Annotated in this window: 1 protein-coding gene; it reads left to right on the top strand. The window is 48.6% G+C overall.

Annotated features, from left to right (window positions below; all coding sequences use genetic code 11):
* The first annotated feature begins 120 nt into the window (after positions 1 to 120).
* Positions 121 to 1,497, top strand: coding sequence for an IS110 family RNA-guided transposase (locus ACFO3S_RS27840; RefSeq protein ID WP_378103028.1), 1,377 nt, complete (start codon positions 121 to 123; stop codon positions 1,495 to 1,497).
* Positions 1,498 to 1,812 lie beyond the last annotated feature (315 nt).

The raw sequence follows: 1,812 nt of genomic DNA, 5'->3' as shown, positions 1-1,812 counted from the left end.
CTTTCTGGCGTGTAATATAATCCGATTAGAACAGGAAATCCCCAGCGACTATCGAAGAAAGAAGCACCCGACAGAGAGAGCTTCAATCTTACCTACCCTACCCTAGGAGGTTGAAGTCGCATGGGGAAATCCTTAAATATTCAAGGCCTTAAGGGAACCAAGTTCAGTCAACAACTAAGAGGTGCTAACCTGGAGCAGGTCCTCATCGTAGCGATCGATGCGGCCAAGCTCCACCAAAAAGCCCTGATCTGCAATTATTTCGGCGACATCATTGAAAAGCCCTTCTTTTTCTCGGTGAATGATTCTGGTATGGAGCTACTTACCTGCAAGATTGAGCATGCGGTTGCAGCCACGCAGGCGGTGCGCTTGTTTCTAGGCGTCGAAGCAACGGGCCATTATTACGAGGACATCGTCCGCGAAATGGCCAAGCGCGGCTATCTCGTTCAGATTCTCAACCCTTACACCACCTTCGAGGAACGCGCCAGTGCGCTCAGTTGGTGTAAAACAGACGATCTGGATTTAGTCGCCATTGCCCACGCTATCAAAAGCAACAAAGCCACAGAGAACAAACTGCTGGATGGACTGCACCGCCAACTTCATGTGTTGACACGCGCGCGACGCTCTGAAGTCCGTAAACGTTCCTCCCTGCGTATGGAGATCCGTTCACTCATGGACATCATCTGGCGCGAGTACCAAGGTTATGCGGATCATTCCAATGGTAAGGCTCGCAAAATTAAGGTGTTCAGCGATTTTTGGGGGAAGGCCTCCCTCTTCTTTATGGAACACTATCCGCACCCCGCAGCAGTGCTCGAACTAGGCGCCAGCGGCCTTCGCAAGCTTTCCATTCAACACAACCTGAAGCTGCGAAACACCGCCATTGAGAAGCTTCTGCACATTGCTGAGCAAGCCTTATTCAGGAACGTGCTGGACCTTCATCCCGAGCTCCTGCTGCTTCATATGAAGCTGCGTGACTTGCGTGCCTTTGATGCCAAAATTGAAGCATTGGAGCAAGAGATCGAATGCCTTCTCCTTCAGACAGACGGGCGACTGCTGCTTACCGTACCCGGCATGGGGGTATCGACAGCAGCTGAACTTTATGCCGAAATTGGCGACGTATCGCAGTTCTCTAACGGGAACCAATTGATTAAGAAAGCTGGCACAAATCCAATTGTCAAGCAATCAGGCGGCGGTGCCGGTTCTTATCGCAAAATTTCCAAACAGGGCAATGATCACCTCCGCTATGTGGTATTCATAGCAGGCAAGAATCTCTGTATGCACAACAAGGATCTCAACCCCTTTCACGAACGTCTGAAGCAACGTGGAAAGCATGAGCGGGCCATTTACATAGCCATGGGCAATAAAATGCTCAAAATCGCATTTGCTATGCTGCGAGATCGTACACCGTTTCAATCGCAGTGTCCCGAATACCGCATCCTTGAAGAAGTCAATAAGAAACTGAAATTCAGTTGCATTATGCCTACGTTAGTTGCGTCATAACAACGACATCATACCTTGGAACCGGTCTTTCTGGGACTGAGGAAGATCGGATCACTTTCTTGGAGACCTTAGGATCTCGTGTTTCAGCTTTATCCACCTCGTCCTGTAAATGCGAATTGTACGTTAGCGTCTATTCTGCACTCAGCCAGATTGCATTACAGGATTGAAAAACGAGGCTATTTCCTTTCAAGTCCAAGAAAGGCCGGTTCCAAGCATCGCTCCTCTGTCGGTTGCTAACTTTTTGAAAAAGTAAGTGGTTAGGTGTGTTTGAGTTGCTCAAATTTCAGAAAAAATTTCTTGACATAGTACGCTGAA

Origin of the sequence: Cohnella hongkongensis (assembly GCF_042654645.1) — a bacterium.
GTDB classification, from domain to species: domain Bacteria; phylum Bacillota; class Bacilli; order Paenibacillales; family Paenibacillaceae; genus Cohnella; species Cohnella hongkongensis.
Note: the sequence above shows the minus strand (reverse complement) of the source record. Positions and strands in the feature narration are given on the sequence as shown.